The organism is Hirschia sp., assembly GCF_058892565.1.
The window spans coordinates 18,159-44,009 of sequence record NZ_JBZXVU010000023.1; the positions used below are offsets into that span (position 1 = coordinate 18,159).

The following is a 25,851-nucleotide window of genomic DNA, read 5'->3' on the forward strand; positions in this document are numbered from 1 at the left end:
TTTCACATCTTGTGAATTGAAAATCTCATCGGACTTCATCAGGGTTTAAGGCTTTAAGCCTCAAGGACGTGGTAACACGCCTATTATCTGTAGTCCGTCTAACCCAGCTTGGCGTGCTTCAGCAAGTCGAGAATCGTCCTCTGTGATATATCCGGATAATTTAATAAGCGCCAAAGACCGCACGCGGGCAACAACTTCTCCCGGCATATCGAGATTTCTCAAGATACGATGCGCATCATGAATATCATCATGTGCAATTGCATACATATCGTCAGCACCAGAGGGTGACAATTCTTTGCGCGCCACAATTGCGGTTTCTAAAGGTTGAGCATTTTCACCTGGCAAGTTTGGCCAACCTGATAATATTTTTAACCCTGAAAACCGACTTTCATTCATCATAGGCCACCATTGACCGCCACCAGCTAGTTCCGGCCAAGGTAAACACGCAACCACGCCAGTTTCTTCCGCAACTGCTTCCAATGCTTCTCTCGGATCAACGGCGCTCGTCAGGTTCGCGGCATATCCAAAGAAACCACGTGCAGCTGCAACAAGCCGTGTTGCGTCCCCTCCCGCATACCGCACGGCTTTCACACCCTGATACACCACACATTCACCGATAAAGGCACGACAGAATCGCGCAACGGCATCAATGGACACGTCATCAGGAGCTTCTTCAATGAGGCGGCGCACAAGTGCAGCATCAGCCGCCAGATCAGCCGATATTTCAGTATCATCGACCCTTTTAGCCTCTTTCAGCGCGCTAATGGCCCGCAAGCGACGAATAAACGCTTCATTTAGCGCTTTATCTGCAGACTCAATTTCCGCTCGAATAAATTCTTCATTCATCAGCCTGCTCCCACGGGTCGATTGCCGAGATCTATATAAACTAGAACACGCTCGTAAGTTTTACCAATACCCAATACACTATACCAACAGTATGAAGGCGATATTTCGGATTATTGCTAAATTCCCCGCGCAAGGGAAACTAAGCAACTGGAATTTCAGATTTGGAAGAGGTCGTAAACACAGCCAATACAGCATCCACGGAAAGGGCTTTACGAAGGCCTTCTCGCAGTTTTTCCTGACGCATAATACGCGATACTTTAGCCAATGCCCTTAAGTGTTCAACACCAGCCTCTTTGGGGGCAAGCAATAAGAATACAAGATCACAATCTCGTTCATCAATCGCTTCAAAATCGACTCCCTCTACAAGCCGCGCAAAAGCACCAATTGGTTTTTTCAAACCGGCAATGCGGGCGTGAGGGATAGCCACCCCCTCGCCCACACCAGTAGACCCAAGACGTTCTCTTTCCATCACAGCGGAAAAGATCTCATTTCCATCGAGACCTGTTTCTTTTGCAATGATTTCTGCCAATTCAGAAATAACGAGTTTTCGACTTCCCCATTTTGCGCGTGGTGCAATAGTTTCGGGATGAAGCAAATCCAGAACGTCAGTCATTCAATAATATTCTCGTCCATTACTTTCGGAAATACTTAGCCGATCGGATAGCAGATATCGCTAAGCGACACCCGGATCAACCCACCCCACATTCCCATCAGTCCGGCGGAACACCATATTCAAAGCGCCATGAGACGCATTTCTGAACATAATCGCTGGAGAATCAGTCAATTCCAGCTGCATCACTGCCATAGAAACAGTCATTGTTTTTAATTTTGTATCAGTCTCAGCAATGATTGCTGGTGCTGTTCCAAGCGACGCCATGTCGTCTTCTTCATCATCACTGGACGCAATAACGCGCTCCATCACGGCCTCAACAGGCAGTGTATCCTTGTTATTTTTATGATGATCTTTGAGACGCCTATGATATCGGCGTACGCGTTTTTCAATCTTTTCTAGAGCGGCCTCAAAGGCAATGTGCGCATCTGCGCCTTCGCCATGTGCCTGCAATGTAACACCGGAGGGTAAGTGCACCGAGCAATCGACTTCAAACGGACGTCCAGGCTTTGAAACAAAAACTGATGCTTCGCCTGCACGGTCGAAATACTTTGATACGCTTCCTTCAAGACCTGCAGTGATGTGCTCTTTAAGTGCATCACCAAGTTTGATTTGTTTTCCAGCGATTTCAATTTGCATGTGGGGTCTCCAATTATACGAAAAACAAGTCTGACGAGATACGTCAGACGCCCCTGAGGCTGAAAGCCATCATGCACCGCGACAAATCTACGGTGAAGACGGCCAGACCCGTCTCAGTTCGTATAGTGAAGCACATTATGCCGAGCGGGCCAAGATCCTTCTGCGCTCAACTGATGAGGGAATTCGCAAAGATTCCCGATATTTAGCAACTGTTCGTCTTGCAATGTCGATTCCGTGGGCACGAAGACGCTCAACAATCTGATCATCTGACAATACAGCATCTGAAGCTTCATCATCAATCATCGCTTTAATCCGATATCGGACAGCTTCTGCTGAATGCGCTTCACCGCCACGGATCGCAGGAATTGAAGCCGAGAAGAAATATTTCAACTCAAAAACACCACGCGGCGTCGACATGAATTTATTAGAAGTCACGCGCGAAATTGTTGATTCATGCATATCAACAGCATCTGCAACTGCTTTAAGGTTTAAAGGTCTCAACGCCTGAACACCGCGAACAAAAAATCCATCTTGCTGACGAATAATTTCTTGAGACACTTTCAAAATAGTCCGAGCACGTTGATCCAAACTTTTAATCAACCAGTTTGCATTTGCATGACATTCGGACACGAATTCTTTTTCATCTTCAGTTCGCGTAACATTATTCACTTCAGCATAATAAGTGCGATCCAGAAGCACTTTCGGCAATGTGTCTGAGTTTAATTCAACGGCAAACATTCCATTGCTCATCTCTCGCACAAACACATCCGGTACCACTGTTGGCGCTGCATCCCCCGCATAACCAGCCGCCGGACGCGGCGATAAATCCCGCAATTCAGTTAGCATATCCGAGAGGTCTTCACGATCCACGCCGCAAATTTCAGCCAAACCTTTGAGGTTTCCCTTGGCAATCATTTGCAAATTATCCAGCATAGCCGCCATGGCCGGATCAAATCGGTTTTTCTCTTTAAGCTGAATAGCCAAACAATCTTCTAGGCTTTTCGCAAAAACACCTGTTGGCTCAAATCCCTGACAAACACCAAGAACCCGCTCAATATGCGCTATGTCTGTTCCAAGCGTTTCCGCAATTTCTGCAGGCTCTGTCCGCATATACCCAACTTCATCGAGTTCATCGATTAATCGTTGTGCAACGAATTGATCTACGCCTTGAAGACCAGACATTTTCAACTGATCTTCTAAATGCGAACGCAGTGTGACTTCTTCACAAAGATTGCTTTCAAAATCATAATCATCACCGCCGCCAGAACTGCTTCCACCTTTACCAGTACCGGACCAGTCGACAGATGCAGATGGACCACTCGCGCCGTCAGGTTGAACTTGTTCAGACGGGGAATCTGCTTCAAACGCGTCTTCGCGGGGTGCATCAAGATTATTTTGTGCTTCACCTGCACCAAGATCTAGCTCAGTTGCAGAATTGCTCTCAACAGCTTCTGTTTTAGGAGAATTATCTTCAGATCCATCCCCTTTTTGAATCAGAGGATTTTTTTCGATCTCGGCTTCGACATATTCGGCGAGTTCGATATTGGATAATTGCAGCAATTTAATAGCTTGCTGCAATTGTGGTGTCATGACCAGTGATTGGCCCTGACGCATTTGTAAACGTTGAGAAATAGCCATACGCGCCCCCCTAGGCCGCGAACCGGTCCCCAAGATAGACCCGACGCACATCTTTGTTCGCCAGAATTTCTTCTGGTTGACCTTCAAAGAGCACTTCACCTTCATAAATAATGGAGGCGCGATCAACAATATCCAGCATTTCACGAACTTGGTGATCCGTAATCAGCACGCCTAAACCGCGTTGCTTCAAATATCGAACCAAATCCGAAATATCAGATACTGCTAATGGGTCGATCCCGGCGAAGGGTTCGTCCAGCAAAATAAAACTTGGCCGGGAAGCAAGTGCACGCGCAATCTCAACACGGCGGCGTTCACCACCGGAAAGAGAATTCGCACTTTGGTCTCTAAGATGAGCCACATTCAATTCATCCATCAAAGATGCCACTAATTCATGGCGTTTCTCTTTGGATTTTTCTGTGAGTTCAGCAACACTCATGATGTTTTGTTCAACAGTCATGCCTCGGAAAATCGAATTTTCCTGAGGAAGGTAACCGACGCCAAGGCGTGCACGTTGGTACATCGGCAACGCTGTCACATCCTCTCCATCAATTTCCACACGTCCGTTATCCACAGCGATGAGTCCCATTATCATATAGAAACAGGTGGTTTTACCCGCCCCGTTCGGCCCTAACAGACCAACTATTTCACCGCGCTGAAGAGAAAGAGAAACATCTTTAACCACGCTCCGCCCTTTAAAGGACTTCGCGATGTTTAATGCTTGAAGGCCACCCTTGCCTTCTTCCCCTTCAGTACTCGATTGAATAATCGTCTGTTCGGTCATTAGAACTCAACACCATTAAAATCAGGTTAGAACTTGTCTACAAATCTTCGTAGACATGATTAATTTATTGAATCGGTGGTTCACCGACACTCTCAAACACAGATGTCACACGACCACCAAGGCCGCCTCCATCCATATTGTAACGTCCTTTAGGAATATCAATCACGAGATGTGCCCCCGCAATGACACCTTCAGCATTGGTCACAAGTACGTTGCCAGACAGCGTAATACGCTCTTTTTCCGCATTATATACGCCGCGTTCAGCTTTTACTTTTTCAACAGGCGTAATGTAGTATACTTCACCTGTTGCAATTATTTCCTTCAAGGCACCAATAGATCCGGTTGCCGCAGCAGCACGCTCTTTCTGGCTTTCTTTGCTCCAATAGCTCACAACAACTTTGTTTGCACGAATACGCGATTGCCCCTGAATAACATCAACATTACCTTGGTAAATCGCTTCATGTTTTACATCATCAAGCTCAAATCTATCGGCAGTTATTTCAATTGGTCCACGTGAATTACCCAATTGAGCATGCGCAGCCGGCACGAGCATAGTTATGATCGCAACAAATACAGGCGCTACCTGTTTGAATTTAAACATGTTCAACTTCCTCATGACTGCACAACTTTACTATATCGTTTAACATCTCAATTGTCGCCCTCTTCATCAGGGTCAACACTTACAATTTGAGTCCACACATTCCCAATCAAGATAGTGCGTTTCCCGCCATCCACAACTTCATAGCTGTCAGCTCGGAATTCCCCCAAGGGACCTTCACCCCGCAATGGAGTAGACCCCACCACTCGGTTTTCACTTATAAACACAACAGCGCTGTCTGTTGTTAACTCATAGTCGGAGGCATCTACAAAATGCACGTTATCCGTCAGGGTCAGCATTTCCTTACCCTTGTCATAGACACCTGTTCGTGCCCGAACGACGCCGCCAAGTCCGTCTTCAAGAACTGGCTGCTGCAAATCCACAACATCCAATTCATCAATACGTCTCTGGGCTGTTCCGGCTGTCAAGGTGAATGCATTCCCGTTTTCATCTCGCCCGGAAAAGCGAGGGTTTAGCATCGTCACACCATTTACAGAGTTTTCTTGAATCGATGCTCCGGACGTAAACGCATGCACAACCACAGGGCCAATCAACCACCCCGCCGAAATTGCGATACCAGCCATGAACAACATACGCAAAAGCCCAACAAGACTAGAACGAAAGCGCGCTTGAGTCAGAGTCGTGACCCGCCTTGGCTCCCATAATTGCATCTTGTTTTGAGTAATTGCGTTCAAAGTCTGCCTCAAGTGTCACAGTATTGTTGAGATTGTGCACATAGCTTATGGACAAAACAGTGTCTGTACTATGGCTTTGCTGCTCTAATTTTTAACTATGCGCAAAAATGTCAGTTTCTGGCCATCCAGCCAAATCCAAATCTGCTCGCTTAGGAAGGAAATCAAAACACGCCTGCGCCAATTCCATCCGCCCTTCACGTTCAAGCATAAGGATGAGTTTCTCGCGAATTTCATGAAGATAAAGCACATCAGAAGCCGCATAGGCGAGCTGCGCCTCACTAAGTGAATCTGCTCCCCAATCTGAAGATTGCTGCGCTTTGGACATATCAGCCCCAACCAATTCGCGGCTCACATCTTTTAGACCGTGACGATCCGTATAAGTGCGCGCCAATTTGGAAGCGATTTTAGTACAGAATATTGGGGCACATTCTATACCCAGCCATTTTTTCATCATCGCCACATCAAAGCGTGCAAAGTGGAAAATCTTCAACACTTTAGTATCTGACATAAGTGCTTTTAAATTTGGGCAATCAAAGGTTTTACGGTCCAACCGAACAACATGCTCATCACCTGTGCCGTCAGATAGTTGCACGACACACAATTGATCTCGGTGAAATTCCAACCCCATGGCTTCTGTATCAACAGCAAGAATGGCACCTAGCTTTAAACCATTGGGCAGATCACCTTCATGATATTTAATCGCCATCTTCATTCCTTCACTATATATTACACCATGCGACAAGCATTTAACGTAGATATGAAGGGTTTGCCCATAGGTGCAACCCTATTTACCTCTATTGCGTGCATATGATTTGGAAACGGGGCAAAAAACCCACACTTGGGACCAGACTTGAAACGCAGGAATCAACTAAACCGGCTGGGCGGTGCTGTGGAAGCGCGTTCTATCAATGTATATTCCAGCCACTCATACTGCTTTTTCGTAACAACCGATTCGTCGTCTTTTGGAAAAATAATCTGATCCAGACATTCCACCGCATACGCACCAATCTCAGACACAGGTTGGTGGATAGTTGTCAGATGTGGCCAGATACTTGTAGCGATGGGAGAATCATCAAATCCGGCAACTGACAAATCACCCGGCAACATTAAACCTTGACGCGACCCCGCCCCAATAACGCCAGCTGCCATATCATCATTTGCTGCAAACACAGCCGTTGGACGTGGATCAAAAGTCAACATACGTTCGGCTGCTTCCATACCGGACAGATAGGTAAAATCACCCTGCTCGACCATTAATGGATTAACTTCCAGATTGGCCGCCTCCATCGCATCACAAAAGCCTTTATATCTAAGCAAACTGCCAGCCTGATCCTGACGCCCCTTAATAAAGCCAATCCGCGTGTGGCCCAGATCAATTAGTTTTTGCGTGATCGCACGTGCAGCCGCCCGGTTATCTATCCCTAGCTCAAAAGAGTGAGGCAGTTTTTTTCTACGGCCTCCAACGCCACCTGTTGTAAAGACGGCTGGAATTTTTTCTTTTGCGATAATGTCACGCGTTGCTTTTTCATCTCCCATTGGAGACGGCAAAATAATCCCATCCCATTGAGTGCGGTATTGTTGCGCCAGCATGTCCGCCGTCAAATCTTCACTCGCACGAATAACAACCAATTGATGGCCCAAGCGCCCTGCCTTTTCGACAGCGCCTAGCAAAAGTTCACCAAGATACGAACTGGATGGATTTCCGTATAGCAAACAAATGCGGGCAACTTTCGCGCCTGCCAACCGTCTCGCACCGATATTGGGACGGTATTTTAATTTTCGAATAGATTCTTGCACAGATATGCGAGTGGACTCACGTACACTAATCTCACCATTGATCACGCGAGACACCGTCATGGGTGATACACCAGCGTCTTTTGCAACATCAGACAATGTTATTGATTTTGAGCGTGTCCGATCAGATGCCAAAAAGATTTCCCCAACTATCCCTGCATTTAAAAAGCGTAGGGTTGAAATTCATATATATTGTCCACTTATGCGAAATCACGTGCAAATCACAAGAAGATATCTATTTAAACGCGCGAACCACACTCTGTGAAGCCAATGAGTGTGTGTTCTATGCCACTAACACCTTCTTTACATGATAAAAAACGCAGCAATTCGCCTAACAAATACGTTTTGCGCAATTTTTAGTCCTTCTACAGGCTTAAAATTCAATGCTTACAAAATGTTCACGAGCGCCAGATTCTTCAGCAAATAGCGGGGTTTATCGTGTTTAGATTAGGTTTCAGCCTTAGCTTACTGATTTTTCACATGAAACTTCTTCGAAAATGCGGCAATAAGCACTTACCGTTAACGGGAGGACATTTTAGGACAGCAAATCTATTCGTTAGATACGGGAACCAAAACAACGACTCAATCGTTTCATTCAACAGCTAAACACACACTATCAACCGGTCCTCACCTCCTCAAACGGCTCAAAAATATTTCGAACTGCTAACTTCACCAAATGATCAAATCCAATCATTTGAACGCCCGCAACACGATCTAAAGGTTAACAAAAGCTTAATGTCGCGCCCATCCGTCACTTTACTTCTATCTTGGATGATTATTTCCATCGCGTCCTGTCTGCCTGCGAGTTCCGCTCCCGCGAACACGCCGGACGTGGTTGCGCCGGCAAATACGCCATTTTCGTTTGATCTTTTATCTCAAGTCATGGAATCGCGTTCGAAAGCGCCATATCAAGCGCCGTCTCGGGATGAACTACCCGAATTATTGAGCAGCATGACATATGACGAGCACCGCGCTATCCGTCACAATCCTGAAAAAGCCTACTGGAAAGACCAGTCTACATTTGAAATGCAAGCTTTTCATCTTGGTGGTATTTTCTGGGAAACAGTGCGCGTTTATGAAATCAAGGATGACAAAGTTGCACCAGTTGGGTTTAGCTCGAGCGACTTTATTTACAGGCCGCCTCTAGACCCTGCAAATTTTGAAAACTTCGTTATGCCAGGTGTTGCTGGTTTTAGGCTGGCCTATCCCCTCAACAATCCAGATTATAAAGACGAACTGGTTTCTTTTATCGGTGCAAGTTATTTTCGTGCTCTAGGTGAAGGCAGTTTATATGGGCTTTCAGCACGTGGACTTTCCGTAAACACAGCAACTGCTGCTGGTGAAGAATTTCCCCGTTTTTCAGATTTTTACATCGAAACACCTGAAGAAGATGCCACAAGCATTACGGTATACGCAGCCCTCGACAGTAAATCAGTCACGGGTGCCTATAAATTTGTGATCACACCCGGCCCAGACACAATTATGGATGTCACCGCACGGCTTTACTTCCGTGATGATGTCGCCCGCCTTGGTGTGGCTCCACTGACCAGCATGTATTTATATTCGGACTCAAATCACCGGTTTGATGATTATCGCGGTCGTGTACATGACAGTGATGGCCTAAAGATCATTCGTGAGAATGGCGACGAATTATGGCGCAACCTAAATAACCCGCAAAAACTGGCCAATTCCTATTTTACGGAAACAAACCCAAAAGCTTTTGGTTTGATGCAGCGAAACCGCGACTTTGATATGTATCAGGACGCTGAGGCCCATTATGAACGCCGCCCATCTTTATTGGTGGAGCCCAAAGGCGAATGGGGAAAAGGACAAATTTCACTTGTTGAAATCCCAACAGATCTTGAAATCAACGACAATATCGTTGCCTTCTGGACACCAGCGGATGCCCCTAAAGCAGGCGACTTTAGAGAATATGAATACCGCCTTAGCTGGGGAGATGTTGAACGCCCCAATCATGAACAAGATGTAACCCAATTGGGCAATTCTGACACAATTTCGCCTGACAATTCAGATACTAAAGAGTTCGCTCGAGTTATCGGTCTTAGAGGTGGAATGGGTGGAGTATCCGGCACAGTTGGTAAAAATACACTACGTAAATTCGTCGTTGATTTTGAAGGGGGAGCTTTAGAAAACCTTCCTGAAGGCAGCGATGTAAAATCAGTAATTAATATTAGTCGAGGTCAGCTCGTACACTCATCATTGTCTCGTATAGGCGATAGCAATGTATGGCGCTTGGTACTCGATGCACGAACAGATTCAGATGCACCTATGGAGCTCAATGCTTTCCTCGAAAATGGAAATGAGCGCCTTTCTGAAATTTGGCTTTATCAATGGAGATCAGGCGATGAAAAACCATACTAATAAAATGAACTCAGTTTCTAAAAACACAATGCGCGGCCTTCCAAACGCACCTATGGCTATGCCAGCTCAATCACTAGAACGTCGTCGTGAGCGTCGTACATCATCTGTACTTCCTTTTGCTGCCCGTTTAGCAACTAAGTAAAGACAAACGAGATGCAATTTCGTATGTATCAGCTTCTATTAGAGCCTTAGACCTATTCTCTAAGGCATGAAGCTGTAAGGTTGCTTTATGTTATTTATCAGCCGTTTCATATCAATTGCATATGCATTGCTTATTGCCATCAGCGCGACGCAGCTTTCTGCACAAGTGTTTTTTGCTGATGGTAAGGACATATTAGATTATGTTCGTATCGCGCTTCTTGCAATTTCTTCAGCGTGGATAGCATGGGGCGGTTCAATGGCATTGGGCGGCCTATTGTTCCAAAATAATGGCTCCAAAAACGCACCGCAAACATTATTATTAAAACCCGAAAACCGTACGGCCATTCTAGTACCTGTCTACAATGAAGATCCGTCCAAAACATTCTCCCATATCGCCGCTATGGTCCAATCTTTGGAAATTGCGGAAGCTGGACGCTTTTTTGATTTCGCAATTTTGTCAGATACCAATCAGCCGGACGTGATCGCAACAGAAGAACAATGGTTCGACAGACTTTCCACAGAATGTCAAAACAAGAGCAACATTTTCTATAGACGACGTGACAACAATGTTGGCAAAAAAGCAGGAAATATTGAAGATTTCATCCGCACTTCAGGCGCAGCATATGAATACCTAATCATTCTAGACGCGGACAGCCTTATGGAGGGGGACACGCTGATTGAGATGGTCAACCGCATGGAATCCGACCCTGAAATCGGACTATTCCAGACACTCCCAAAAGTCATTCGCGCGCGTACTTGGTTTGGTCGCTCTATTCAATTTGCCGCCAATTATTTCTCACCTTCATTTGCGCGTGGACTCGCCAGCACGCAGGGGACTGAAGGGCCATTCTGGGGACATAACGCAATTGTGCGCACACACGCATTTGCGACAAGTTGTGGCCTGCCAGCTTTGAAAGGAAAACCTCCTTTTGGCGGCCATATCCTCAGCCATGATTATGTCGAAGCAGCACTATTATCTCGCGCAGGTTGGAAAGTCATCGTAGATCCCGAATTGCAAGGATCTTATGAAGAAGGCCCTGAAAACATAATAGATTTTGCCAAGCGCGACCGTCGCTGGTGCCAAGGAAACCTTCAACATACACGCCTTGTCGGTGCACCGGGCCTGACGACTTGGTGTCGTTTTACTTTCACTCAAGGCATTATGGCTTATCTTGCCTCTCCGCTTTGGGCCTTATTTATAATCGCCTCTATTATTGCGCCTACTTTGGTAGAGACAACGACAAATTATTTCCCCAATCCCGGCCAGCATCCTGTCTTTCCGGTCTCAGCTCAAACGCAGGCTTTTACCCTCATTATAGGTGTATTGGTATTGCTAATCGGGCCTAAATTCCTAATCGTTTTGCGTGGTTTACTTACCGGTGAAAACAGAAATTTTGGCGGCAGCCTCATCGCGCTTTGGAGCACATTTGTCGAGATTATATGGTCTTCAATATTTGCGCCGATTATGCTGATGTTCCAAACCCGCGCCTTCCTAGAAATCGTTCTAGGAAAAGATGGCGGATGGCCAGCTTCTAACAGAGAAGCCGACACTGTAGGTCTGAAGGAAAGCTTTCAAGCTTCATGGTGGATAACACTATCTGGTCTCGCCATTATGACATCTTGCTGGTTTCTAGCACCGCAACTGATTTACTGGTTTATGCCTATCGCTGTGCCGCAAATATTTTCTTCGATACTCATCACACTGTCATCGTCTCAAATGAGTGGTAAAATCAGTGCCTTAATGGGCATCTTCTGGACGCCAATGGAATATGCACCTTCTGATGTGATGCAGATTCAAACATCTATTTTGACCCGATGGCTGGAAGAAACTGACAGCAATTCACCTGATGAAACTCAAACGTCTGATCAAAATTCGCTAAATATAGATAAGCCATCTCATGCATAACTCAGCATCAGCGAATGCTGCACCACCGCTCCCTCCAGCTTCAAAACCTATGCGGGACAGACGTCTGGATGTGTTTCGTGGATTTGCGGTCCTCACGATTTTTATCAACCACGTACCCGGCAACGCCTTTGAAGCTTTCACCTCCAGAAACTGGGGATTTTCTGACGCCGCAGAAGCTTTTGTCCTCATGTCCGGCATTGCAGTTGGACTAGCCTATACGGGCACATTCCAGCGCGGTGAATTCAAAAGCGGACTGGAAAAAATGTGGGCGCGCGCCTTCAAACTCTATTGGGTTCATTTACTTGTTTTTGCAGCTTGCCTTGCCATTCTTGCTGTTACAATCAGCGTTTTCGGCGCTGAAAAAATGATCCGCGCAGTCTCCCTACAACCACTTATAGATCACCCCATACTCGCATCTATAGGCGTTCCTCTACTGACCTATCAAATAGGCTATGTGAACATCTTACCTCTGTATATGATGCTGCTATTAATGGCTCCGGCATTCTTGTGGTTAGGCGTTAGAAACCGTTGGTTGCTTTTGCTTATTTCAGGCTTGATCTGGTTTGCTCTGCATATCCTGTTTTATGAGCGTATTTACATAAACATGCCCAACTGGCCTCATAATGGCAGATGGTTTCTAAACCCGTTTGCGTGGCAATTTATATTTGTCATTGGAATTCTAGGCGGCATGAGCGCAAAAACAGGCAAACGCATAGCACCATTCCATCCTGTTTTATATGTTCTAGCCCTTACCTATGCTTTGTTTTCTTTCTACTGGATTCAGCAAAGAATGGGTGCATTACCCTTCAATGATGAGCTTCCGAGAATCATGAAGGACTTCAACAAAGCCTATCTATCTCTGCCGCGCCTATTGCATGTATTATCGCTGACATACCTTGTCATAAACACGAAATGGCCAAGCTGGATTTCTACATCCAATTTATGGAACGCCGTCGAGCTAATGGGAAAACACGGCTTGCCTGTTTTTGCTGTTGGAACTGTATTATCCATTTTTCTTCAATGCTTTAGAGCCGTTATCCCTCCAACTCTCTGGATGGACATTATTCTGTTTGGAGCCGGCATCTACATTCAATATCGCGTTGCTGTGTTTGCCAGCAACAATAAGAAACGCGAAATTCAGCGGGCAAAAAACCTAGAAACAAAACCTGTTACTAAGATAGACAATGCAAATGGCTTAGTTGGATAAAGCCGCTTCTCTATTTAATGCAATGGCTCTGTGTTCAGCGAGACTTTCTTCCATTGCATCAATCGTTGCTTTGCTGGAGATAAGCATATCTTTGATGATACTGACTAATTCTTCCTTTTGTCCTGAGCCTGCTGTCTTTTCTAAAACCAATGCATGATCAGCCGCGCGTTTTGCACCTGCACTTAGACACATGGATTTATAAGCATGCGCCGTGCTCGCAATCATTTTCACATCCAACTCAGGTTCAAGGCTTAGCTTTTCAAGCTCTTCCAGTGAGGCAGGCGCGGTGGATACAAACATACCCCATACTTTTTCTTGCAAATTTCCACCCGAAGAAGACGATAATTGCTCAAACATATCGAGCGTTGATTGCTCAAATAAAGGAGCCTCACCTCCACTTGTTAGTTCAACAACATCAGGTTCTACATTCACCCTACTGCCACCTTCTTTTGATGCAGCGACAAAAGCTGAAAGCGTGGAAACCAGACGTTCAATTGTGAAAGGTTTATACAAACACTCATCCATACCGACATCTTTCCAATGATCGGCACCTAAACCTTGCACTTGAGCTGTCAGCCCAACAATTGGCAAACGTTTCTCTTTGCCACGCGCGTCTTCACCAGCACGAATACGACGCGTTGCTTCAAAACCATCCATGACTGGCATAGACCCGTCCATAAACACAATGTCGTACTTGTTGCTTTTGTCGTTCACCATCTCAAGCGCTTCTTGTCCATTTTCAGCAAAATCGACAGTCACGCTCAATGTCGAGAGCGCCTCCCGCAAGACTTCTCGGTTTACGGCATTATCGTCAGCAGCAAGAACATGCACACCTTCAAACTGGGCATGACTTTGTTCAGCAGTATTATCACTCAATGCAGCAGCGCCACGGAAATTTGAGGAAACGGCACGCGACACCAAATCCGCAATAGCGCGTCGCCCAGTTGGTTGAGGTAAAATATCCACCACATACCCATCGCTTACCAAAGTATCAGCCTGCATATCCCCAACATCAGACAGACAGACAAAATTCAAACGATTGAAAATACGCCCTTCTGGGTCAGCGATTTTTTTGATCAAGTTCGAAGGTGCAATCACCGTCGTTTTATCTTCTAAGTCATTCCATTCTATGAGATTTATATCTTTTATCGAAACTGCCGCACCTGCGTCATACAAGCTTTTGGCTAAGCCGCGAGATGCTATACGCGTCGACACTTTAGAAGATTTATGGGAATCATAGCCAATCACGAATACTGGCTTGTCCTCTGTTAGGCTTTTCGCCATGGCGAATGTTTCAACAATAGGAAAGTCAGCAATAGCGGTGAAACAACTTCCCTTACCTTCAGCAGATGCAACTTTCACATCCCCGCCCATAGCATGCATTAATCGTTTACATACCGCCAAGCCAAGGCCCGTTCCGCCAAATTTACGCGTTGTGCTTTGATCTGCCTGAGAAAAAGCTTCAAATATCTGATCCAGACGGTCCGCCGGAATACCTATCCCAGTGTCAATCACATCAATGCGCAATCTAACGCGCTGACCATTTTTATTGAGCCGCCCATCCACCCGAATTTCCACACCACCTTTTTCAGTGAATTTCAGAGCGTTATTCACCAAATTCGTCACAACCTGATTCAGGCGCGTAACATCTCCCAGAATGCGCTGAGGCGTGTTGGGCGATATATATGTAGCTATTTCTACATTATTGGATCGAGCTTTTTCCCAAAAAAGACACGCAATATCTTCAACCATTGCGTCCGGTTCAAATGGAGCTGTCTCCAGATCCAATTTACCGCTCTCAATTTTAGAAAGGTCCAAAATGTCATTTATAATCGTCAGCAGGCTTTTACCCGAACGCGATATAATCTCGGCATATCGCCTGTGCCGCATAGATAGATTCGCCGCTGACAACATCTCCGCCATAACAAGCAGGCCATTCATGGGCGTTCTAATCTCGTGGCTCATCGTCGCTAGAAAGTCAGACTTTGCCGCATTTGCAGCCTCAGCGTCTTCTTTCGCCATACGATAATCATGCGTACGTTCTTCAACCGTGCGTTCCAGAGATGCTCTGTGGTCGGCTAATTTATCGTCGCGCTCTTTGATTTTATCCATCATGTCAGTGAAGGCGCGTGCGAGTTGAGCAGTCTCATCTTCTCGTTTTACAAACGCTGCGGCATTCGTTTCACGCGTATCAAACTGATTGCTCTCCCCAATTTGTTCCATCAGTTTGGCAAGATGTGCGATAGGCGCAATCAATTTTCCAATCGCAAACTGCGCCACACACACTCCGATACACGTGATACATAGCATTACTTTTGCAATGAATGACAAATCATTGATCAGCGTTTTGCGGAAACTTGTAATATTGGTCAGCAAATGCAGACTACCAATCGTAGCCCCGTCATCCAGTAAGGGTGTTTCTACCCTCAAGAAGTCAGCTTTCAGCAATTGCAATGTCGACATCGTTTTAGGGTCACCATCGCGTCCACGTAAACTCGCGCCAGCACCCAAAGAAAAATAATCGCGTCCATTGGCATCCTTGACCTGAGCAAACTCAATGCCTGATAAACTGCGTACGCCTCGCAAAGCATTGACCACACCTGCTCTATCATTTTGCGAGAATGGGTCGGAAATTGCTGCTGCAAATCCTTGTGCAGAGCCTTCAACATATTGTCGTTTGGTTTCAATCTGACGCTCAAATTCACGCCAACTGGAAAAACCAGAAACCATCAACACACTCATAAAAATAATCGCACCTATCATGAAAGAAAGGCGGAACCTTATAGATTTGAAATAGGAAAAGGCGCTGTGTGTTTTCATGATCAGTTCAGATTAAATAAGTTACCAGCCAGTCTTGGCAACTTATGGTTTCCAAAACTTAAACGCTCATTCATCAAGTTTGGTGGCTTAGTTTGTTAATTATTGAAATAACCATGTTAATATTTAAAACAATATCAGTTTTGCCCGAGGACAGGTCTACGATTTGACCAAGAAAAATCATCACAAAACAGCCAATTTTTTGAGCCTGTATAAGTTCTGCAAATCAACGCAGGGCAATGTCTCCGTCATGGCTGCGCTATTCATTGGTTTGTTGATAGCTGTGATAGCCGGCACAATAGATATCTCTCAAAAATCGTCTTTAAACCGCGAACTGCAATCCGTTGTTGATGCGGCTGCACTGGCAGCAGCGCGCGAGATGGCGGTATCTTCAGCCGATCAAACCCGCGTGCAATCTGTGGCAAGTAGTTATGTTGACGCGAACTGGACGGGCGAACAAGCAACAACGCGTGCTGTGCTTGATGTGAGCAAAGGGATTATTACTGTTTCCTCCACGGCTCCTAAAACCATCGCCTCGATTTTGAAAAAAGATCAAAAAGAAACAAATTTTTATGCCGAAGCTGTCGCTGAAGTTTCAGGTGGAGGAAATGTCTGTCTGATCGGATTATCAGATCACGAACAGGGCACGATTAATCTTCAACAAAGAGCACGTATCACAGCAGAGAACTGTCAGGTCTATTCCAATTCAGATAATAGATATTCCATGATCGTTAGAGATATGGCGCAAGTTAATATGGATTTTGTCTGTATTGCTGGTGGCTTAAGAGGAGACCCACACACTATTGGCGGAGATGTCATCACAAGCTGCCCCCCAATTACTGACCCTCTTAGAGACCGCCCTTACCCTCCTTTTGATGCTTTGGATTGTGTTGATGGACTGTTACATGGCGTGCACATAAACCCTGGAGAGAACGTTACTCTCGAACCCGGTGTTTATTGTGGCGGGTTATATGTAAACGGTGCTGATGTAAAATTTAAACCCGGCGAATACATTATTCTCAATGGTCCTTTAAATGTGCAGAGCTCAGGCAATATCGAAGGTGATGGCGTAGGCTTTTTCTTGTCCGGGCCATTGGCAACAATCAATTTTGGTAAACATTCTTCAATCTCCTTACGTGCACCACGCTCAGGTCCAATGGCTGGCCTCCTCATTTATGATGCAGGGTTTGGTGGTCTCACCGATACCCTTGGCGGCAAAGTTGCGGGAAAATTAGGTAACAAGCTTGGCGGCGTTCTAGGTAAAGTTCAAAACAACACACTTGGTGAAGTCGTCAGGAAAAACCACCGTATTACAAGCGACAATGCGGGCACGCTCGTTGGCACAATTTATATCCCATTTAGCGACCTCACCATTGATGGTGACAAACCCGTTGCTGATGAATCCGAATATACAGTTATTGTCGCCAATTCATTCCAGCTCAAAAACGGACCCAACCTTGTGATTAAAACCGACTACCACTTATCAGATATCCCCGTTCCACAAGGTGTGGGTTCACAGGAAGTGACTATTCGCCTTAAACGATGAAATTTCTCCGTCACCTGTTAAGCTTTATTATTGGGTTTCGGATATAGTGCACGACTAAGAGTTGATGAGTTCCCATTATGAGTTTTTCGCATGCACTAGTCGTAGATGACGATCCAGTGTTCCACATTGTGGCGCAAGACGTTATTCGTGCGCAAGGCATTGAAAAAGTTGACACTGCACTTGATGGTCAACATGCTCTGGAAATCCTACAACGCTATCAGCATCTGATTGAGATTATATTTTGTGACCTCAACATGCCTAATATGGATGGCGTGACCCTTATCCGCGAATTAGGCAAACTTTCTTATCACGGCGCGCTTGTAATCGTATCAAGTGAAGATCTTGACCTTCTTGAGACCGTAACCAGACTTGCCCGTATCCAACGGATTGATGTTCTAGGCACAATCCAAAAACCATTTACCGCCGAAGCGCTGCAAACTGTTTTGTCGCATATTTCAACGCCAATGATGGGCACAACATCATCTCCTTCCGATGCGCATTTATGGTCTGGTAAAAAAGTAAGCCAGTATATCGACGAACGCCGTTTCAACCCATTTTACCAACCCAAACTCAGCTTGATATCAAAACGTGTCGAAAGCGTCGAAGTGCTGGGGCGGGTTTTGAACGATTCCGGTGAATACGAATCGCCGATGAATTTCCTTGAAGCTGCTGAAACATACGGCACGATTACAAGAGCAACTGAAGATCTCGCCGAACAAGTCGCACGCGATTTGCAAATATGGCAACGTCAGGGACGTCACCTAAAAGCCTCTTTGAATTTCAGTCCATTAAGTCTGTCAGATATCCAGCTTCCTGACAGATTGGAACGTATATTCAAATTGCATGATATAGACCGACGTTTGATCACTCTGGAAGTGGTTGAAAATAAGGTTATGTCCTATGGTGCAGACATGCTTGATGTCTTAGCGCGGTTTCGCCTTAAAGGGTTCAGACTGTCTCTGGATGATTTTGGAACCGGTGCCGCATCCATTGAACAATTAAGGCTCTACCCCTTCAATGAATTGAAAATTGACCAGTCTTTTATCAAAGACGTTGTTGAAAATCCATTCAGCCGAATTGCTGTCGAAACCGCTATGAAAATGGCAAAGCAGCTTGATCTACGTGTCGTCGCTGAAGGTATTGAAACCAAAGAAACACTGCAATATGTCCGCCGCCTTGGCGTCGATGAAGTCCAAGGATACCTCATCGCCCGCCCGATGACGGCAAGCCAATTCAACTCATGGATTTTGGACATTAATGCCCGCAGCAAAAATGTGCGGGCAAAATCGGTGGCTTAATGGCGTCCGCCTGGTAAATACATTTGCGGGCCGAGCACAGCAGCCGTTTCAACCAATAACCCGATAGCTTCACTATCCAAAGTGCCCTTCTCAATGACAGCAATTGCGCCTTCATGGCTGGCTGTTGAGCGCAGGGAAGGCGTCATCATACCAGTATGTATAATCACACCACAATTCTTGTGACGCGCGCGAATTTCGCGAATACGCCCTTCACTCAATCCTGATTCAGGCAAGTGTCTATCTAAAATAACCGCATCTGGTGAAACTGTCGCGTCATCAAGAAATTCAGCCAAAGTCGAATAATGCTCAATAACAAGATTTGAATTATTGGACATTTCAAGTTGGCGGCGCAAAAGTCGAAAATCTATGCGGCTATCATCCACAACTGCAATGCGCCTTGCAGGCATTGGCAATGTTTCTGATTGAGTTACGTCTTCAGAATTATCGTTTTCAACGACTATGCTCTCTAAGGATAATCCGGCCATTCTCCAGCTCCCCTTCAACGCAGAATGTATTCTTTCATATAGAAAGAATTTATTAAATTATATTTACTATTACTCAACACTGGTTAATTTTTAATTAATTCAACCATGACGGGAATGGTTAAAGCGTAAACAACTCAACAAATACCCGCCATATAATAATCTTTCTCCCAGCCAACCATCAAATTCCGCTGCCGATAAATCATCACACAAAAATATGCCCTCATGCTTATATACAGAGCAAGAGGGCAAGTTAGGACATAAAACCAAAATCAAATGTATTAGGCTTCACTCCGAAGAAATAGGTTGAACTACTCTTTTGGACAGGTCTGAACGCCATCAGCATCGGCTTCAAGGCGCACATTCGCCAAACCAATTTTGCTTGGTGATGATGCGTTCAAAGCAAGGATAGATCTCAGATTAGACATGCTCACACCTTTTTCAGCAAAGCAGCTGAGAGAAATGCGCGTCTCACTCCATTCATCTGCTGGTGCATCAATTGTCGAAACGACTTCACACGCACCTGTTTCACATCCAACAAGAACATCTAGCTTAGCATTTGTGTCCGACAATGAACGAAGCATAAAAGCCAGTTCCATGGCTCCATTTGATTCGCGCATATAGTCCACCGGCGCATTAGAAACAAATCCGGTAAGGACACGGGAATTAGCTTCTTTCCACTCAATGGCAAGCGCATCTTCTTGAGCCGAAAAGTCAGCTCTAGTCACATTCAGAAGATCAGATTGCAATCCTTCTGGCCCAATAGATGTGACGCCATTTGCCGACATGGAAACAAAGCTCCAAGGATCAACTGTTTTGCCTTTAACAAAGAGCTGCCCTCTTTCGCCTTGAGAAGATAAAGCGATACCAGCATCTTCAGAAAGCGCTGCAAGTGTTTTATTTTCAGCGTAAGTTAGACCATATCCAATATTAAATAATGGCTCAGATACTAAAGCGTCTTTTGCATTGGCTGTATTTGGCCACGGGTAAGAAAGACGTCCCGTAAATTCAAATTCATCTGATGTACGGAACAACATATCTGCAACCCCATCACCTTCACTACCCGGCAACCAAGCCGCAATAAACGCATCAGACGCATTAACTTGATTATTGACCCAAAGAGGACGCCCAGACAAAAATACAGATACGATTTTTGCGCCTGCATCTTTGTGAGCTTTCAAGCTAGACGTATCAAACCCATTGTCTAAAAATGCCAAATGTTCGATATCGCCTTGGAATTCCGCATACGGATCTTCACCATATACAGCAATAACAACATCAGCCTTTTCATCCATCACTTCACCAGTTGGGTTGAAAATAACTTTACCGCCACCCGCTTCAACAACTGATTTTATACCATCAAGTATGCTTGTTCCGTTCGGGAATTCATCATTGGTGTGACCAGTCCCCTGCCATGAGAGCGTCCATCCACCTGATGCCTTGGATATGCTATCAGCACCATCACCGACGACCATAACCGTCTGTGCAGCTGCTAATGGTAAAAGCTGGTCGTTATTCTTTATAAGAACCAAAGACTCGCGTACTGCTTCACGTGCGATAGTACGATGCTCATCTGCACCTAAATTAGCAGCATCACCTGCATTGGCGCGCTCACTTGGACGCCCTTTTTCAAATATGCCAGATGCAATTTTAACGCGCAGGATGCGGCGAACTGCATCATCGAGACGCTCCATTGGGATTGTCCCATCCTTTGCATACGCTAATGTTGTTTCCCACAGCCCTTTCCAACTGTCTGGTGCCATATACATATCCAGACCAGCATTGATAGCTTGAGGACAGTCAGTATTCGTACAGCCAGCAATCTGTCCGTGACCATTCCAATCACCAACAATAAAACCTTGGAAATTCATTTGTTCTTTCAAAACACCCGTCAACAGCGATTTATTACCGTGCATTTTTTTGCCGTGCCAAGCATTGAAAGACGCCATAATCGTTTGCACACCAGACTCAACAGCGCCAATATAACCAGCTCCATGAATGTCTCTTAATTCCTCTTCAGAAATCGTCACATTACCCTGATCAACACCGTTTTCAGTTCCACCATCTCCAAGGAAGTGTTTGGCGCTGGAAATAACGCGGCCTTCGGTCATGAAGTCATCCGCACCATAAACGCCCTGCAATCCTTCAACAATGCGAGCGGAATATTCTGAAACGATCTCAGGTGATTGAGAGAAGCCCTCATAAGTGCGGCCCCAACGCGCATCTCTTGGTACAGCCAGCGTAGGCGCAAATGTCCAATCATGACCGGAAATTGTCAGCGCTTTTGCCGTAGATGCCGCAATTTTTTCTATCAAATCCGGATTATTCGCTGCACCCAATCCAATATTGTGAGGGAATACCACTGCGCCTGCTAGATTTGTGTGCCCGTGAACAGCATCAATTCCCCAGATCAAAGGAATAGCGACTTCAACGCCTTCAGGGTCAACTGATGCATCATAAAACGCATCTGCTGTATCCAGCCATGTTTGAGCATCTGTATATGCTTTATCGCCAGGTGCGGAGCTACCGCCACTCAAAATTGAACCAAGACGATATTTTTTAACGTCCTCGGGTGTAATGGAGTCACTGTCACCTTGAATGACTTGCCCAACTTTTTGTTCCAATGTCATTTGAGCAAGCAGCTCATCGACACGTGCTTCAACTTCAGGGTCTAATGGTAAAGGGGCAAGATCTGGCCAGATATCTGGATTCGCAACGCCTGATTCTTGCGTAGAGGCAGCTAATTCTGTAAACGCTGCTCCTTGATCAGATACTTTTTGAACATCGGATGCCTTTACGCAACCAGTCATAACACCACCTAACACACAAAGGCTCACTAATTTCAAAGCTGAACTAGTTTTCATCTCGCACACCTCAAACAATCCGGGGACTGCAATAGATGTCACAAATGACTACGTTGTCAACAGTAGTAACAACTTAGAATTAATGGAATTGCAGATAGCCAATAGCAAAAACTCAAAAGATCCAGTCTGTTAAAAACTGATGTCGAAATTGCAATTTGTTAGCAATCGCTACGGTATAAGCGGGAAAAAAGCCTCTATTTAGCCGGCGCGACGTTCTTTCGCGCCAAACTGCATAGACATTTGCAGCGAATTTTGATTAAGCACACTCTCGTCTATAGTCAGCGGACGAATGAATCACACAGGACTAGGTGTCATGTCAGGCAAACTCATTACAGTATTTGGTGGCTCGGGCTTTATAGGCCGCTATGCAGTACGCGCATTGTGTAAAGCAGGTTGGCGTGTTCGCGTCGCTGTCCGCAATCCGATGAACGCTGGCGACATGCGTATAGGTGGAGAAGTTGGTCAAGTCCAAATCATCCAAGCCAATGTCCGCAACCGCCCGTCTATTGTTCGCGCACTTGATGGTGCCGATGCAGTTTTGAATCTTGTCGGCCTATTATACCAAAAAGGCAGAAACACCTTTGATGGGACACAAGCATTAGGTGCGCAAAATATTGCTGAATACGCCGCAGATGCTGGTATTAAGCAATTTATACAATTGTCAGCAATTGGTGCAGACCTTGAGTCCAATGCAAATTACGCCCGCACTAAAGCTGAAGCAGAAAATGCAGTCCTTGAGAAAATCCCAACGGCAACAATCCTGCGCCCATCATTGGTATTTGGCCCAGAAGATCAATTCTTCAACAAATTTGCGACCTTTGCCAAATTTTTGCCTTTCCTTCCTTTAGTCGGCGGCGGCAAGACCAAATTCCAACCCGTTTTTGTGGGTGATTTAGCTGATGCGATCGTAAACGCCCTTTCAATCCCTGAAACACAGGGACGCACATATGAAATTGGCGGCCCACGCACATACACATTCAAAGAATTGCTAGAATTCATTACTGAGCAAACAGACCGCAAAAAAACTTTGCTCCCGATTCCATTCTTTGCTGCTGAACTTAAAGGCCTTGTCTTTGCCGGACTATTCAAATTCTGGCCTTTCCACGCACCGCCAATCACGCGTGATCAAGTGCGGATGCTAAAATCAGATAACATTGTCGGCCTAGAAACAGACAAAAACTTTGGAACAATCCAAGATCTTGGCGTTACAAGTTTAGAAACTGTGGAAGCCATCGTTCCAACTTATCTTTGGCGCCACCGTGAATATGGTCAATTCCACATTCCTGAAAAAGAAGACGTATCTCGCGTCGATATCTAATTGACTGATTAAAATCAGAGACAAAAAACGGGGCCAACTGGTCCCGTTTTCTTTTGGGTTAAATTATCTAAGCCATTAAATGCGGGGCCATCAGCAATAGAAGACCACCCAACGCGAAGCGATAAAGCACGAATGGCAAGAAACTCATACGCTTAAGGATCGCCATCAAAGCCGCAATAGACACAATCCCTGACACAAAAGACAATGCAGCCACATACAGCCCATCCATCAAAGTGGCATCTCCTGTATTGCCCCCTGCTTTCGTCAACTCAAGAAATGCATAAGCACCAACAGCAGCCAGCATAGGTGCACCAATCAACATTGAAAAACGTGCTGCTTCTTCACGACTAAACCCAAGCGCACGAGATGCCGTCATTGTAATACCCGACCGGCTAGTGCCGGGAATTAATGCTGCAATCGGCTGGGTAATCCCAATCAGAAAAGCATCTTTCATCGTCATGTCTTTTTCGGTGCGGTGTGTTTTACCTTTTACATCTGCCCACCACAGCAAAGCACCAAAGAAAACTGTTGAACCAGCCACCACATACACATTGCGCATACTGTCTTTCACTGCATCATCCGCGAAAATTTCCCATCCCGCCGCAATTGCAAGGGCGACAGGGGTGGCAACAATAATCATCAAAGCAAGGTGTGCCGCTTCAGACAAAGGCTTTTTTGTCATCGGCGCAGACACAAGCTCAACACTTCCTACACTCGCTTTGACAAAATCTTTCCAAAAATAAATGAGGATTGCACCCAATGTTCCCAAATGCGCCATCGCATTAATCAGCAATTCTTCAGGACCATCTAAACCAAAATAGTCTGCTGCCAACAAAACGTGCGCCGATGATGAAATCGGGAGCCATTCCGTTATTCCTTGCACCAAAGCAATCAAAGCCAATTGCAAATACGACATATAATACCCCATACTTAAAACATGGTCGAAACCAACGTGATGCACCAAACTGCTACTGTCATAATGATGCAAGCGTTTACAGCACAATAACCAGCCATAAAACGTGTTAAAAATTATTACAAACCATATAGTGCATAAAATATGAGAATCATTATCAACTACTAGCTTAAATCTCCAATACACGGCATATTTGAGATCCATATGGTTTCAATCATACATTTTGAGGCTTGCAGGCCTCGTTTTAGCGGATTATGAAGGTCTCACTCATATAAAACTAAGATCAAAGAAGTCAGTCATGCCTGAGAAAATGCTGAAATTCATCTCGCTCGACAAAGAGATGCCAAAAAAACGTGACGCCAAAAACCGCAAGCAAGATTTCCATGAAATTTATGCTGACTACATTGATGCAAAAGCAGCAGAACAATCCTCTCGCTGTTCCCAATGTGGTGTCCCGTTTTGTCAGCAACATTGCCCTCTAGGTAATAATATTCCTGATTGGCTTAAACTCACCGCCGAAGGCCGTCTGGAAGAAGCGTATCAATTATCGTCTTCAACCAACAACATGCCAGAAATATGTGGCCGCATCTGTCCGCAAGATCGCTTGTGTGAAGGCAGTTGTACTATCGAGCAATCAGGACATGGCACTGTCACCATTGGAGCTGTTGAAAAATACATCACTGACACAGCATTTGAAAATGGCTGGGTCACACCTGTAAAACCACCCAAAGAACGCGATCAATCCGTTGGTATTATTGGTGCAGGTCCTGCTGGTTTCGCTGCGGCCGAACAATTGCGCCGTTTAGGATATCAAGTCACAGTCTATGACCGCTATGACCGCGCTGGTGGTCTTCTAATATATGGTATCCCCGGCTTTAAGCTTGAAAAAGAAATCGTGCTTCGCCGTGAGCAATACCTCAAAGATTCCGGTGTTGAATTTGTATACAACACAGATGTTGGAAACACAGTCACACTCCAAGAACTGCGCCAAAAACACGATTCCATGCTAATCGCGACAGGTGTTTATAAAGCACGTGACCTGAATATGCCGGGTGAAGATGCCAAAGGCGTGCACGCTGCTTTAGACTTCCTGATCACATCAAACAAACTCAGCCTTGGAGACAAGGTCGAGCGTTTTGAATCAGGCGAACTAAATGCTGAAGGCAAACGCGTTGTCGTCATCGGTGGCGGTGACACGGCAATGGATTGTGTCCGCACGGCCATACGCCAAGGCGCTAAAGCGGTTACATGTATGTATCGCCGTGACCGTGAAAACATGCCCGGCTCTCAACGCGAAGTTCTCAATGCAGAAGAAGAAGGCGTCAAATTTGACTGGCTCTCTGCACCTAGCTCAGTCGTCGAGAAAAAAACTGGCG

Annotated in this window: 21 protein-coding genes; 8 read left to right on the forward strand and 13 right to left on the reverse strand. The window is 45.5% G+C overall.

What is annotated here, in order from left to right; translation table 11 throughout:
- Positions 1–60 precede the first annotated feature (60 nt).
- From AC5EF3_RS09625 to AC5EF3_RS09665, 9 genes are all read right to left on the reverse strand, one after another.
- Positions 61–846, reverse strand: coding sequence for a hypothetical protein (locus AC5EF3_RS09625; RefSeq protein ID WP_012778086.1), 786 nt, complete (start codon positions 844–846; stop codon positions 61–63).
- Between the two features lie 139 nt (positions 847–985).
- Complete coding sequence (locus AC5EF3_RS09630; RefSeq protein WP_012778085.1) at positions 986–1,459, reverse strand: PTS sugar transporter subunit IIA; 474 nt, start codon at positions 1,457–1,459, stop codon at positions 986–988.
- Between the two features lie 60 nt (positions 1,460–1,519).
- Positions 1,520–2,095 (reverse strand): ribosome hibernation-promoting factor, HPF/YfiA family, encoded by a 576-nt coding sequence (gene hpf / locus AC5EF3_RS09635; protein WP_012778084.1) that lies wholly within the window; start codon positions 2,093–2,095, stop codon positions 1,520–1,522.
- 135 nt (positions 2,096–2,230) lie between these two features.
- Complete coding sequence (gene rpoN, locus AC5EF3_RS09640) at positions 2,231–3,733, reverse strand: RNA polymerase factor sigma-54 (protein ID WP_012778083.1); 1,503 nt, start codon at positions 3,731–3,733, stop codon at positions 2,231–2,233.
- A 10-nt stretch (positions 3,734–3,743) separates the two neighbouring features.
- Positions 3,744–4,514 carry an LPS export ABC transporter ATP-binding protein gene (lptB, locus tag AC5EF3_RS09645; protein WP_012778082.1) on the reverse strand — a complete coding sequence of 257 codons (771 nt, stop codon included), beginning with the start codon at positions 4,512–4,514 and terminating at the stop codon, positions 3,744–3,746.
- 64 nt (positions 4,515–4,578) lie between these two features.
- The gene (gene lptA / locus AC5EF3_RS09650; RefSeq protein ID WP_012778081.1) at positions 4,579–5,115 is read right to left on the reverse strand and encodes a lipopolysaccharide transport periplasmic protein LptA; all 537 of its coding nucleotides are present in this window, start codon (positions 5,113–5,115) and stop codon (positions 4,579–4,581) included.
- A gap of 47 nt (positions 5,116–5,162) precedes the next feature.
- Positions 5,163–5,807 (reverse strand): LPS export ABC transporter periplasmic protein LptC, encoded by a 645-nt coding sequence (gene lptC, locus AC5EF3_RS09655; RefSeq protein WP_012778080.1) that lies wholly within the window; start codon positions 5,805–5,807, stop codon positions 5,163–5,165.
- A gap of 91 nt (positions 5,808–5,898) precedes the next feature.
- On the reverse strand, positions 5,899–6,513 hold the full coding sequence (locus tag AC5EF3_RS09660) for a ribonuclease D (RefSeq protein ID WP_012778079.1): 615 nt from the start codon (positions 6,511–6,513) through the stop codon (positions 5,899–5,901).
- 158 nt (positions 6,514–6,671) lie between these two features.
- Positions 6,672–7,736 (reverse strand): LacI family DNA-binding transcriptional regulator, encoded by a 1,065-nt coding sequence (locus AC5EF3_RS09665; RefSeq protein WP_493547888.1) that lies wholly within the window; start codon positions 7,734–7,736, stop codon positions 6,672–6,674.
- A gap of 600 nt (positions 7,737–8,336) precedes the next feature.
- On the opposite strand from AC5EF3_RS09665, the gene AC5EF3_RS09670 reads away from it, so the two are divergent.
- The 4 genes from AC5EF3_RS09670 (at position 8,337) to AC5EF3_RS09685 (ending at position 13,237) form a co-directional block, all read left to right on the forward strand.
- On the forward strand, positions 8,337–9,983 hold the full coding sequence (locus AC5EF3_RS09670; RefSeq protein ID WP_012778077.1) for an OpgD/OpgG family glucan biosynthesis protein: 1,647 nt from the start codon (positions 8,337–8,339) through the stop codon (positions 9,981–9,983).
- Positions 9,967–10,125, forward strand: coding sequence for a hypothetical protein (locus tag AC5EF3_RS09675; protein ID WP_012778076.1), 159 nt, complete (start codon positions 9,967–9,969; stop codon positions 10,123–10,125). Before AC5EF3_RS09670 ends, AC5EF3_RS09675 begins: the two co-directional genes overlap by 17 nt.
- An 87-nt stretch (positions 10,126–10,212) precedes the next feature.
- Entirely contained in the window at positions 10,213–12,030 is a 1,818-nt protein-coding gene (gene mdoH, locus AC5EF3_RS09680) for a glucans biosynthesis glucosyltransferase MdoH (RefSeq protein ID WP_012778075.1), read from the forward strand.
- Positions 12,023–13,237 (forward strand): OpgC family protein, encoded by a 1,215-nt coding sequence (locus tag AC5EF3_RS09685; protein WP_493547889.1) that lies wholly within the window; start codon positions 12,023–12,025, stop codon positions 13,235–13,237. Before mdoH ends, AC5EF3_RS09685 begins: the two co-directional genes overlap by 8 nt.
- On the opposite strand, the gene AC5EF3_RS09690 is transcribed toward AC5EF3_RS09685, so the two are convergent.
- Positions 13,226–15,979, reverse strand: coding sequence for a hybrid sensor histidine kinase/response regulator (locus AC5EF3_RS09690; protein ID WP_493547890.1), 2,754 nt, complete (start codon positions 15,977–15,979; stop codon positions 13,226–13,228). The two genes, AC5EF3_RS09685 and AC5EF3_RS09690, sit on opposite strands and share 12 nt — an antisense overlap.
- 277 nt (positions 15,980–16,256) lie before the next feature.
- Between AC5EF3_RS09690 and AC5EF3_RS09695 the strand changes: the two genes are divergently transcribed.
- Both AC5EF3_RS09695 and AC5EF3_RS09700 read left to right on the forward strand, forming a co-directional pair.
- Positions 16,257–17,600, forward strand: coding sequence for a TadE/TadG family type IV pilus assembly protein (locus tag AC5EF3_RS09695; RefSeq protein ID WP_493547895.1), 1,344 nt, complete (start codon positions 16,257–16,259; stop codon positions 17,598–17,600).
- A 77-nt stretch (positions 17,601–17,677) separates the two neighbouring features.
- Positions 17,678–18,898, forward strand: coding sequence for an EAL domain-containing response regulator (locus AC5EF3_RS09700; protein ID WP_493547891.1), 1,221 nt, complete (start codon positions 17,678–17,680; stop codon positions 18,896–18,898).
- Here the strand turns inward: AC5EF3_RS09700 and AC5EF3_RS09705 are convergent.
- Positions 18,895–19,383, reverse strand: coding sequence for a response regulator (locus tag AC5EF3_RS09705; RefSeq protein WP_012778070.1), 489 nt, complete (start codon positions 19,381–19,383; stop codon positions 18,895–18,897). The two genes, AC5EF3_RS09700 and AC5EF3_RS09705, sit on opposite strands and share 4 nt — an antisense overlap.
- 308 nt (positions 19,384–19,691) lie before the next feature.
- Positions 19,692–22,244, reverse strand: coding sequence for a glycoside hydrolase family 3 protein (locus tag AC5EF3_RS09710; RefSeq protein ID WP_493547892.1), 2,553 nt, complete (start codon positions 22,242–22,244; stop codon positions 19,692–19,694).
- Between the two features lie 313 nt (positions 22,245–22,557).
- Here AC5EF3_RS09710 and AC5EF3_RS09715 point away from each other — a divergent pair, with 313 nt between their 5' ends.
- A complete protein-coding gene (locus AC5EF3_RS09715; protein ID WP_493547893.1) occupies positions 22,558–23,562 on the forward strand; it encodes a complex I NDUFA9 subunit family protein in 1,005 nt (334 codons plus the stop codon).
- A 67-nt stretch (positions 23,563–23,629) separates the two neighbouring features.
- On the opposite strand, the gene AC5EF3_RS09720 is transcribed toward AC5EF3_RS09715, so the two are convergent.
- Entirely contained in the window at positions 23,630–24,478 is an 849-nt protein-coding gene (locus tag AC5EF3_RS09720) for an undecaprenyl-diphosphate phosphatase (protein ID WP_041301313.1), read from the reverse strand.
- Positions 24,479–24,773: 295 nt separating this feature from the next.
- Here AC5EF3_RS09720 and AC5EF3_RS09725 point away from each other — a divergent pair.
- The coding region (locus tag AC5EF3_RS09725; protein ID WP_493547894.1) for an NAD(P)-dependent oxidoreductase at positions 24,774–25,851 on the forward strand (1,078 nt) is incomplete at its 3' end.